This is a genomic window from Paraglaciecola sp. (assembly GCF_030730205.1).
Classification (GTDB): Bacteria; Pseudomonadota; Gammaproteobacteria; order Enterobacterales; family Alteromonadaceae; genus Paraglaciecola.
In genome coordinates, this window is the sequence record NZ_JANQVQ010000176.1 from 19,983 (window position 1) to 30,877 (window position 10,895).

The 10,895-nt window shown below is 41.0% G+C and carries 7 protein-coding genes; 3 read left to right on the forward strand and 4 right to left on the reverse strand.

The window, feature by feature from the left end; all coding sequences use genetic code 11:
• Nucleotides 1-68: 68 nt before the first annotated feature.
• The 4 genes from NWQ57_RS12145 to NWQ57_RS12160 all read right to left on the reverse strand — a co-directional run bounded on the left by NWQ57_RS12145 (nucleotide 69) and on the right by NWQ57_RS12160 (nucleotide 6,501).
• The gene (locus tag NWQ57_RS12145; RefSeq protein ID WP_306022417.1) at nucleotides 69-1,385 is read right to left on the reverse strand and encodes a bifunctional diguanylate cyclase/phosphodiesterase; all 1,317 of its coding nucleotides are present in this window, start codon (nucleotides 1,383-1,385) and stop codon (nucleotides 69-71) included.
• Nucleotides 1,386-1,568: 183 nt separating this feature from the next.
• Nucleotides 1,569-4,064, reverse strand: coding sequence for a glycogen/starch/alpha-glucan phosphorylase (locus NWQ57_RS12150; protein ID WP_306022418.1), 2,496 nt, complete (start codon nucleotides 4,062-4,064; stop codon nucleotides 1,569-1,571).
• A 226-nt stretch (nucleotides 4,065-4,290) separates the two neighbouring features.
• Entirely contained in the window at nucleotides 4,291-5,946 is a 1,656-nt protein-coding gene (gene pgm / locus NWQ57_RS12155) for a phosphoglucomutase (alpha-D-glucose-1,6-bisphosphate-dependent) (protein WP_306022419.1), read from the reverse strand.
• Nucleotides 5,947-5,976: 30 nt separating this feature from the next.
• Nucleotides 5,977-6,501 (reverse strand): Negative modulator of initiation of replication, encoded by a 525-nt coding sequence (locus NWQ57_RS12160; protein WP_306022420.1) that lies wholly within the window; start codon nucleotides 6,499-6,501, stop codon nucleotides 5,977-5,979.
• Between the two features lie 195 nt (nucleotides 6,502-6,696).
• Between NWQ57_RS12160 and NWQ57_RS12165 the strand changes: the two genes are divergently transcribed.
• The 3 genes from NWQ57_RS12165 to NWQ57_RS12175 are packed head-to-tail and all read left to right on the forward strand — an operon-like array spanning nucleotide 6,697 to nucleotide 10,772.
• Nucleotides 6,697-7,626, forward strand: coding sequence for a MoxR family ATPase (locus NWQ57_RS12165; RefSeq protein ID WP_306022421.1), 930 nt, complete (start codon nucleotides 6,697-6,699; stop codon nucleotides 7,624-7,626).
• A gap of 12 nt (nucleotides 7,627-7,638) precedes the next feature.
• Complete coding sequence (locus tag NWQ57_RS12170; RefSeq protein WP_306022422.1) at nucleotides 7,639-8,646, forward strand: DUF58 domain-containing protein; 1,008 nt, start codon at nucleotides 7,639-7,641, stop codon at nucleotides 8,644-8,646.
• A complete protein-coding gene (locus NWQ57_RS12175) occupies nucleotides 8,643-10,772 on the forward strand; it encodes a DUF3488 and transglutaminase-like domain-containing protein (protein WP_306022423.1) in 2,130 nt (709 codons plus the stop codon). Before NWQ57_RS12170 ends, NWQ57_RS12175 begins: the two co-directional genes overlap by 4 nt.
• Nucleotides 10,773-10,895: the final 123 nt, after the last annotated feature.

The following is a 10,895-nucleotide window of genomic DNA, read 5'->3' on the forward strand; positions in this document are numbered from 1 at the left end:
AAAAACGATGACGTATCATAACGCAAAAATCCGCGAAATTTGTTGATTTTTAAACGCAGAGGAAGCAATTAACAGGCTGTTTTTTGCAAACGATTCAGAGACGAGCCAACCGCTAACTCTTGATGGGCTAGAACAATAAATTGCTCAAGTGGAACCGCTTTTGAGAACAGAAAACCTTGTCCTTGGGTTATGCCAATTTCTCGCAGTATATGCAGATGTTGTAAGGTTTCAATTCCCTCTGCGACCAATTCACATTTAGCCGCATTGGCGATCAATTGAGTCGCTTCAATAATGGCGCGATTAATCGGCGTTTGCTCTAACTCCATGACAAAAGTTTTATCGATTTTAATTGTATCAATCGCAATATCTCGCATGTAGGCCAAGTTTGAATAGCCCTTGCCAAAATCATCAATCGCGATAGACATACCCAAAGCGCGTATTTCAGCAAGCTGATTTTTCACTAAAAAAGAATTTGAGAGAGCAACGTCTTCTGTTAACTCTAACTCAAACTGTTCAAATTCTACCTGATATTTTCGGCCTAACTTTTTAAGATTACTGACAAACGCGATGTCGTATAGCTGAGTGGGCGACATATTAACTGATATTTTTAGTGACAAGCCATTGGCATTAAAAACCGTCGCACTTTTAAATGCTTGCTCTAACGTCCAATACCCTACCTCGTTCATCATATTGTAAGATTCAGCGGCTTCTATTAAAGCACCAGGAAACAATACGCCGTCCAAAGGGTGATTCCAGCGCAGTAAACATTCTGCACCAATAATATCTAAGGTGGTCAAATTCACTTTTGGCTGAAAGTAAATTTCTAACTCGTCATGACTAAAAGCACGGGCAATATCAGCCTTTAAGGCAAGAGCGCGTCCTCCAATTTCTGTCTTATGTAGTTTGGCATATTGGAAATTATCAAATTTATTACTTTTTGCTTGTTTTAAAGCCGATTCAGCCAAAGAAAAAAATCGATTTACATCAGTATTCGCTGGTTGATTCGACGCCGCACCTACGTTGAAATCAGCAATAAAAGCATGATCTTCACATGAGATAGGTGCTTTAAAATGTTCTACTAGATATGAGTACAGTTCGTGGAGTTTTTCTTGGCTATGTATGCCTTTCACTACTAGGCCAAATACATCACCACTAACCCGGCCGAGTAATGCTTTTTCTTGAAAGATATGCGCGATACGATTTGCGATTTCGAGTAAAATTTTGTCACCAAATTCATAACCGAAGCCACTACTAACATCTGAAAATCTCACTACATCAATGAGTAATAAAGATTGCTCGGGTGCAAGCTGAATGATCTGATTAACTTGGTCTAAAAATACGTGTCTATTAGGAATACTAATTAACGAATCATGCTGATTTTTCATTAAATCCTATGCACTCCAGATAAGCCTTTAATCGCGCTGATAATTATCCCTCATTCATCATCCATTTATTAATAAATCAAAGAAAGCCCAACTATTTTTTGGGCTTTCTTGTATTTAATAATCATACCTTATAACAATTGCTTAAGACCATACGCAATCGCTATAACAGTGGCGTTTGGCTAATTATTGATCAACTTTACAGGCTTCAAGTCTCCAAATTCGTTCCACGTAATCTTTTATAGACCGATCAGAGGTAAATTTGCCCATTTTTGCCGAGTTGAGTATAGCCATCTTCGCCCAATTAACTGAATCTTTATAAGCCGCGTCTACCTTTTCATGCGCTTCAGAATAAGAAGTAAAATCAGCCAATACCTTATAAGGATCGCCACCCTCTAATAAACTGTGTTTAACCGACGCCAATGCACCTGGTTTACCGGGGGTAAAATAGTCAGTTTCTAACCAATCAAGAATGGCCTTAATTTCACGGTTATTGTCGTAATAGTCAAAGGGGTTATAACCTTTTTCATTTAAGGCATGCACTTCATCTACCGTTAAACCAAAAATAAAGATATTGTCGTCGCCTACTTCTTCCGCAATTTCAATGTTGGCTCCATCTAAGGTACCAATGGTTAGTGCGCCGTTTAACGACAATTTCATGTTACCTGTACCTGAGGCTTCTTTACCAGCGGTGGAGATTTGTTCAGATACATCTGCCGCAGGAATAATTTTCTCAGCTAGGCTCACTCGGTAATTGGGTAAAAACACGACTTTTAGCTTGTGGTTGACTCTCGCATCATTATTAATACGCTCTGCCACTTGGTTAATTGCATAAATAATATCCTTAGCCAATTTATAACCAGGCGCAGCTTTCGCACCAAAAATAAAAACGCGAGGATGAATATCGTAATTAGGGTTTGCTAATAAACGACGATACAAGGCCATGATATGTAATAAATTTAAATGCTGGCGTTTATATTCGTGTAAACGTTTTATTTGCACGTCAAAAATTGCCTTCGGATCCACTTCAATACCAGTTAAGGCGAATATTTCTGCAGCCAAAGCAACTTTATTATCATGCTTAATTTGCATAAATTGTTTTTGGAATTTGCTGTCACTAGCGTACTGACTCAAATCTTGCAATTTATCTAAGTTGGTTGGCCAGTCAGTACCAATTTTACTGTCAAATAAACTCGATAGTTTAGGATTACAGGCCTTCAACCAACGACGAGGCGTAATACCATTGGTAACATTGGTCAATTTACCCGGCCACAATTGGTCAAACTCTGGAAACAAGTTTTTCTTAACCAAAGCAGAATGGATTTCAGCAACACCATTGACCGCAAACGACCCGATAACACTGAGGTTACCCATGCGGATCATTTTTTCATTGCCTTCTTCAATTATCGATAACTTTTGTTTGATTGCCCCGTTGCCAGGCCACTTTTTCTCAACTTGCAGCATGAATCGGTGATTGATCTCGTAAATAATTTCTAAGTGTCTGGGCAATATTTTTTCAAACATACGCGCTGGCCATTTTTCTAGCGCTTCTGGCAGCAAGGTATGATTTGTATAAGCGAAGGTTTTGCTAGAAATAGTCCAAGCGGTATCCCAATCTAATTCAGCGCGATCAAGTAAAATGCGCATCAGTTCAGGAATTGCAATTGCAGGGTGTGTATCATTAAGTTGCACCACAACTTGATCCGCAAAGCGGTTCCAATTGTCACCGTGTGCACGTTTATAACGACGAATAATATCTTTTAATGAACAGGCAGTGAAAAAATACTGTTGAATTAGACGCAGTTCCTTACCCGCTTCCGTTTCATCGTTCGGATAAAGTACTTTTGATATGGTTTCAGCCAATACGTTTTCTTTTTGTGCATCAACATAGCCACCGGCATTAAACACATCTAAATTGAAATAATCTGAAGCCTGACTCTGCCATAAACGCAGAACGTTAACGGTCTTACCGCCGTAACCTACAACTGGGATATCCCAAGGTAAACCCTTAACAATATGACCAGGGTGCCATTCTTTTTGAATTCTGCCATTCTCTCCATATTTTGTTTCAACGTATCCAAATAAGGGAATTTCCTGAATAGACTCGGGACGGCAAATTTCCCATGGGTTACCGTAATCACGCCAACTATCAGGACGTTCAATTTGTTCGCCATTTTTTATTTCTTGGCGAAATAGTCCGTGTTCATAATGTAAACCGTAACCAACGGCTGGCAAATCAAGGGTAGCCAATGAATCGATAAAACATGCAGCCAATCGGCCCAAGCCACCGTTGCCTAGCGCCATGTCAGGCTCTTCTTCCATGACTTCGTCAAGGTTAACGCCTAATTCTTTAAGTGCTTGTTCAGTTTGCTCAAACATGCCTAAATTATGCAGATTGTTTGACATTAAACGACCCATCAAAAACTCTGCAGAAAAATAATGCACTGCTCGTGTATCGTTTAAATAGTGTGATTTTTGTGTTTTACGCAATTGTTCGAGCACTTGTTCTTGCACCGCTGCGCAAGTGGCTTTCCACCAAGCATGGTTATTGGCCTTGTTTTCATCCGTGCCAAGTGAGCAATGTAAATGCCGTACAATTGCTTCTTTAATTATCTTTTTGTCGTGCTTTACGACAGGAGGCGTTTTAACCGTAGTGCGTGATTTTGTGGTTTTGATACTCATAGCGAATTACTTCCTACCTAGGTCAATTTTTTCTACTTTTGGTTTATCCAAAGTCAGTAACGTGAAAATTTATTATGTAATTAAATTACATTTTAGGGGTATGAGTCTAGTTTTAGCAGTATTTTTCCTACATTACTGTTAATTCTTTGTTAAAAAAACCAAAAAGGCCGAACAAATTACTGTTCGACCCTTGATATTTTACACTTTTATAACAAAATAAGTGAAATCATTTCACATTTGCAGTTTTAAACACCCCATCAACTAAAGCTTGTGCTTCTTTAATTAAGGCATCTAAATGGGCTTGACCATTAAAACTCTCGGCGTAAATCTTATACACGTTTTCTGTACCTGAAGGACGGGCAGCAAACCAACCATTTTCAGTACTCACTTTAACCCCACCTATCGCAGCATTATTGCCCGATGCATGGGTTTGTATCTGTAAGATTGGCTCTCCTGCTAACTCAGTGTTGGTAATCACGCTTTTGTCCATTTTACTCAGCACTTGCTTTTGTTCATGGCTAGCCGCAACATCGATACGAGTGTAAACAGGTGCAGCAAACTGCTCGGTTAACTTTTCATAATGCTCACCAGGATCAATTCCGGTTACCGCCATAATTTCAGCTGCCAATAAACACAAAATGATACCGTCTTTGTCTGTTGCCCATGGTTGTCCATTACGACGTAAAAATATACCTCCTGCACTTTCTTCACCGGCAAATCCAATTTCTTGATTCAGCAGACCTTGTACAAACCATTTAAAGCCAACAGGCATTTCAGCCAGCTCTCTTCCTAAACTTTTAACCACGCGGTCGATCATGCTACTCGACACTAAGGTCTTGCCTACTTTAACGTCTGATGGCCAATCGGGGCGATGTTGAAACAAGTAGTTAATCGCTACAGCTAAATAGTGATTAGGATTCATTAAACCACTTTTTGCGGTCACTATGCCGTGGCGGTCAAAGTCGGGATCATTACCAAAGGCAATATCAAATTTATCTTTTAAGTCAATTAAGCCAGCCATTGCATAAGGAGACGAACAATCCATGCGAATCTTTCCATCTTTATCTCGGCGCATAAAACCGAATTGCTGGTCGACATTCCGATTCACCACTTCTATTTCAATATTGTAATGCTTGGCAATCTTGTCCCAGTAAGCTAAACCAGCACCACCAAGTGGGTCAGTACCTAAACGTAAACCTGCTTTTGCAATCGCTTCCATATCAATGACTTGATCAAGTTGAGCGATATAATTTTCAGAAAAATCCATCTCCTGCACATACTCAGATTGAAACGCTTCGACTAGATCCATGCGCTTAACGCCGACCAAACCCGCTTCAATCAATTCATTTGCGCGCGCTTGAATTATATTGGTGACATCACTATCGGCCGGACCGCCATGTGGAGGGTTGTATTTGAAGCCGCCATCTTCCGGTGGATTATGTGAAGGCGTAATCACAACACCATCCGCTAAGCCACTGGATTTACCATGGTTGTAGTCTAAGATGGCATGAGAAATAACCGGTGTCGGCGTATACCCTCTATCTTCTTGCACGATTAAATGCACACCATTGGCCGCGAGTACTTCTACCGCAGTAGAAAATGCCGCTTCAGACAAGGCATGGGTGTCCATGCCCATAAACAATGGACCGGTCGTACCTTCGCTTGCCCTAAACTCGGCTAATGCTTGGCAAATAGCGGCGATGTGGGTATCAGTAAAAGAACTTAAAAACGCACTTCCTCGATGACCTGACGTACCAAACGCAACTGCTTGAGTGCTGTTGCCAATTTCAGGTTTGTTAGTGTAATAAGCACTAATTAAACGCGCCACATTCACTAATTGCTCTTTACTTGCTGGTTTGCCAGCTTCGGGATGAAGTGCCATAAATATCCTTAATATGTAATAACGTTAATGTTAAGCCGTCTCCGGACAAAATAATGAAACCAATTGCTCTATTTGAGCGTCTGAATAACCTAAAAGCTGAGCCACTTCTTTAACCAAAGTGACCTTTTTTACCGTGTTATTATTAGTAATTACCCAATATTCTGAATCGGGCACTTGTTTTGGGTTAGTACTGCTACCAGTGGCTAATAAGGCATCTTTATTGATTGCAAAATAAGTACGATTGCGGCCACTTAGGGTTAGTACACTAGCAAAGCTTCCCGCATGATATTTATGCAATAACGCCAACATCGCTAAAAAACGATCAACCATTTTGGGCATTTCAAGTAGTTTTAAATCAGCAAGTTCGGCCAGCAAAGTGGATTGAGTGTTTTCAGTTTCTAGTGGTTTTTCTTCAACAACAAGTGGTTCAGTTTTGCTCACGACCGACTCAGGCATGACTAAGCGACGCAAAATGTCTGAGGCACTCTCACCAATATGTTGGGTTTTTGAGGCAATAAAGTGATAAAGGTCTTCTTCTATTTCTATGTTTTTCATGAAATTTAAATGTCTATTGATCAGAATCCTTAATTATACGGATTGCTGATCGCAAATCACCGATTAATTGTAAAAGAGTTTAATTGCTGGCAATTAATACTCAGGTATTAAGTCAAATTATCATAAAAATGAGTCAGTTAAGCTACAGTAACTGCATGCTGTTACTAAAAGTGGATAAAAAGGCCCAACAACCTAATGAATCATCTTCAAGCGCACTCACTGTTTAACGAAGCCATTACGCAAATTTGTCAGGTTGTGATAGGCAAGCAACATCAAGTTAAATTAGCCTTGAGTTGCTTACTTGCTAATGGACACCTATTAATCGAAGACTTACCTGGAATGGGTAAAACAACGCTTTCACATACCTTGGCCAAAGTTCTGGGTTTAGACTATTCACGAATACAATTCACTTCTGACTTATTGCCAGCAGACATGTTGGGCATTAATATTTTTGACAATCAAAGCCAACAGTTTCAGTTCCATCCGGGCCCCATATTTAGCCAATTAGTACTAGCTGATGAAATAAATCGCGCCAGTCCTAAAACCCAAAGTGCTTTACTCGAAGCCATGGAAGAACGGCAAGTCAGCCTTGATGGTGTAACCCGTAAGGTGCCGTTACCTTTTTTTGTTATTGGTACGCAAAACCCCATGCATCAATCAGGCACCTATCCATTACCTGAATCGCAACTTGACCGTTTTTTAATGCGAATTCAATTGGGCTATCCAGACAAAAATGCTGAAAAATCGATGTTACGTCAACAAGAGCTAACAGATGTTCCAGAACCGGCGGCAACGTTTAGTTGTCAACAATTTATGCAGGCGCAAACAATGGCTAATGAAGTTAATGCCTCTGATGCCTTGCTCGATTATATTATCCGTTTAGTTACTTTTAGTCGCGAGAGCCCCTTGTTTGCTAATCCTCTATCACCCCGAGCGACAAAAGCGTTGTTAAGTGCTGCAAAAAGTTGGGCTTATTTAAATCATCGGGACTATGTGATACCTGAAGATGTGCAAATTATTCTGCCCGCAGTGGCCGAACATCGCCTGCGCAGTGCGTCCACCGACATCACAGCGCAAGGTAATTTAAGTCAAACCTTGCTTGAGTCAGTTGACCCCATCAGCTAATGAGTATCACCCATGTTTTTACAACATTATTTCGTTAATTGGCTCGACAAAAGGATCCCTGCGGCCAACGAATTTAGCCTAAATCACCGTAATATATTCATTTTTCCGTCTAAATTTGGACTGCTCTATCTAGCACTATGTAGTTTGCTTTTTTTATTGGGCACCAACTATCAAAATAATTTGATGTTATTGCTGTGTTATTTTCTATTAGCTGTTTTTCTCGTCACCTTATTAACCAGTTACAGTAACTTTGCCCAACTCAAGGTTAAATTAGGCAGAATGCCAGAAGTTTTTGCCCACGATGAAATTCATTTATCACTATGGTGCAACGCAGACAGTGCCAACTCAATTACACAACACGGTATCGTTAATGTGGGCATCATGGGTCAAAAAATGAGTCAGTGGTTTGATGCAGACACAATAGACAATCCCTTAATTTTGACTTATCAAAGTCAACGACGAGGCTGGCATACATTGCCACGAATAACTTTCAGTACTTATTACCCTCTTGGTCTTTATAAATGTTGGACGCACTTGGCTTTTAGTCGAAAAATATTGGTGTACCCCAAACCAGTTTCATGTGGGGTGTCTTTGCAGCATGTCAGTAGTGCAAGCAATATTGCTCACGATCAGCATAGCGCACACCATGCTGTGCAAAATAATGACGACTTTTCTCACTTGAAAATTTATCAACAAGGTGAACCTTTGCACCACGTTGCTTGGAAACAATTAGCAAAGGGTAGAGGCATGTACAGCAAACAATTTGATGGACTTGAACACGTTGACATGTGGTTGCTTATGCCCACATGTTCCTCTTCTGAGGTGGAAGAGCAACTGGGAAAATTATGCCACCAAGTTCAAGAGTTAAGCAGACAGGGGCATAAGTTTGGTCTTGACCTTCACTACTTGCAGCTGAGCCCTGACACCGGTGAAAGCCATCGCACTGCTTGTTTAAAGGCTTTAGCGCTCTATCCTCACAATTATCAATCGAGTGCTTTTGCTCAAGCGGCTGGGCAATGAACATCAAATTGTTATTTTTACGTCTGATAACACCGAGGTCACGGCCTACAACCTTAAAAGATCGTCAACAGCAAAGTAATAATCCGGCTTTTTTACTTCTGAGCAGCATTGTATTCCTTTTTTCATTAAGTTTGTTAGACACCATTATCGGCTGGATACTCTTGCTGGTGATTTGCAGTGCCATCATTCGCTGCGCCATATTTTTTGCTTATCAAAAACACATCCCCACCCTACGAACCTTAAATTTATTGGCCATTTTAAGCATTGTCGGTTTGGCTTATTCTGCTTGGCCTTTAGGTCTATTAATTACCATGGTGAATTTATTAGTCTTGGCTTGTGCCCTCAAATTAATGCAGGTTCGTACCCAAAGAGACGTTTACCAACTCATCACCAGCCTTTTTTTTCTAATTGGTTGTGGTTTTATCTTTCACCAATCTATGGCGTACACCCTACTTTACGCACTACTTATATTCGGGGTAATTATCGCCTTAGGCTTTTTTCACGCGCCGCAAGTCGATTTTAAACAGCAACTAAAACGCACCTTAATATTGACTTTGCAAGCCTTACCAATTGGCTTGTTATTATTTTTCTTGATGCCGCAATTACCGCCACTTTGGCAAACGCCAAAAGCCAAAAGTATGGAAACTGGACTGGCAGACAAAATCACGCCAGGTGATATTGCGCAGTTGTCGCAATCAAGCGAGCTGGCATTCAGAGCAACCTTTAAAAACCAGGCACCAATGGCCTCTGAGCGTTACTGGCGAGCCATTGTAATGGAAGACTTTGACGGCAGATCATGGCAAGTTCATTCTGCACGCAAACAACAGCGGCAAATTAATCAATTTCGCCGTCAAGAATTTAGCCCCGTGCTCACTGGTTCAACGATTGACTACGATGTTATTGCCGAGCCAACTCAGCAAAATTGGTTATTCGGTCTTGATATCGCCACCCCTCTGAGCTTAAAAAGCCAAGGCGAGATATGGCAAAGTGCTGACTTTTTACTCATAAGCCAACAAAAACTACACAGTAAGTATCACTATTCGGTGCGATCCTACACGCAGGCGATAAGTGCTCAAACTACCAGTGAGTTTGATCGTCAATTAAGCTTACAAACTCCGCAACAAGGTAATCCCCGTACACAAAAATGGATAAGCCAATTACGCGCACAATACCCGAATGACCAAGACCTAATCCGCGTTTTACTGACCAATTTTACCCAAGAAAATTTCGTATACACCTTGCGACCTAAACCGATGTTTATTGATCCTATCGATGTTTTTCTATTTGAAGAGCGTGCAGGTTTTTGCAGCCATTACGCCAGTGCGATGGCTTACAGTTTGCGTCTTGCAGGCATACCCGCTCGCATAGTGGCGGGTTATCAGGGCGGAGAATTAGTCGCCAAGCCGAATCAAGAGCAGTATCTCAGTGTGTATCAATACGACGCGCACGCGTGGGTCGAAGCGTGGGATAAGCAAACCGGTTGGCAACGAATCGATCCTACAGCGGCAGTTGCACCCGAGCGAATTACCATGGGTTTGCGTCAAGCGATGTTAGATGAAGGTAGTTTTTTAGCTGATTCGCCCTTCGCTCTCGCGAAATTCACCAATATTGCCTTGTTTAACAATTTACGCTTGTTCTTGGCCGATATGGACTACAACTGGAGCCGCTGGGTTATAGGCTTTGATCAACAAAAACAACAAGCCTTATTTAAGCGTATCGTAGGCACACTTACAACGCAGCGTTTGGCTTTACTAGGTTTAGCCATTGTTAGCTTTATCGCCATACTCCTTGGCTTGTTTTTCGTACCTCATTGGTTACGGCAAAAGCCAGATCCAATGCAAGAGTGGTATATGCGAGCCGTCAAACTAATCGAATCCCATATAGGTGCAAGACCAAGTTGGCAAGGGCCGCAAGATTTCGACAATCATGTGAATAAAAAATTACCACCTACTGTAAGTCAAACTTTTGCGGACATTACTGAACTGTATGTACAGATAAAATATCGAGCAAGTAATGATATTCAGTCAATTGACAGCGGGCGGCGGCAATCTTTAAAGTCCATCAAAAACGCGGTTAAACGATTAAAAAAACAATTAAAGGGCTTGCCGCACCATAAACTGCCCTAGTGATATCACGCCAATAATTTGGACAACTAAACACAATCACCCTTTTATTGTCGTATTGTAAACTCATATTTCACAACCGTGTTTCACAACCGTGTTTCACAACCGTGGACGTACGCCGCCCAA